Origin of the sequence: Vibrio sp. 3-2(1) (assembly GCF_963887575.1) — a bacterium.
GTDB lineage: Bacteria > Pseudomonadota > Gammaproteobacteria > Enterobacterales > Vibrionaceae > Vibrio > Vibrio anguillarum.
The window spans coordinates 1-581 of sequence record NZ_CAWPGB010000060.1 but is presented as its reverse complement, the minus strand read 5'-3'; the positions used below and the strand labels follow the sequence as shown (position 1 = coordinate 581).

1 protein-coding gene is annotated in these 581 nt (G+C 41.8%); it reads right to left on the bottom strand.

Translation table 11 applies throughout. The features are described from left to right. Positions 1-210: 210 nt before the first annotated feature. A complete protein-coding gene (locus tag AACQ79_RS15540; RefSeq protein WP_115340121.1) occupies positions 211-447 on the bottom strand; it encodes an RNA recognition motif domain-containing protein in 237 nt (78 codons plus the stop codon). Positions 448-581 lie beyond the last annotated feature (134 nt).

The window sequence follows — 581 nt, the reverse complement described above, 5'->3', positions numbered from 1 at the left end:
TAACAAACGGCTCAAGAGGGATTGCCAACGCTTGGCGACTTTAGTGCAAAATTGAAGTTCAGTGTTTACAGTGTGTTTTTTGAGTTCGGCGGTGCGTTGTCAACCCCTTAGCCGGGCGTTATGCAGTTCTACAGGTTCAACGGAAACTAAAAGACGTCAGCCCAATGTATTTGAACTGACGGAGCTTTACTCTTTTTGTCTATAAGGTGTTTATTCTGCGGCTTTTACTCTGATTTTGCTTTTGGCAACGTCAGAAAGGTTTAGGTTAGAAATTGCAGCATTAGCTTCGTTTTCGTTTGGCATTTCGACAAAAGCAAAGCCTTTTGATTGACCCGTTACTTGGTCTAAAACAAGCGTACATTCGGCTACGGAGCCATGAGCTGAGAATAAAACACGAAGTTCTTGTTCAGTTGTAGAGCGAGATAGATTGCGAACTAAAAGTTTCATGATGAACCAGTTGGTAGTAAATGACAGTGCGAATTGTGGCAGCTAAAGATAAGTTTGGCTAAGCAATTCGTTCTTTATACTGAGTATTGGTTAAAAAACTGCATAACAAACGGCTCAAGAGGGATTGCCAACGC

What these genes read in the sequence shown, in the direction of transcription:
- AACQ79_RS15540 (WP_115340121.1), bottom strand. Translation starts at nt 447, where the DNA reads ATGAAACTTTTAGTTCGCAATCTATCTCGCTCTACAACTGAACAAGAA.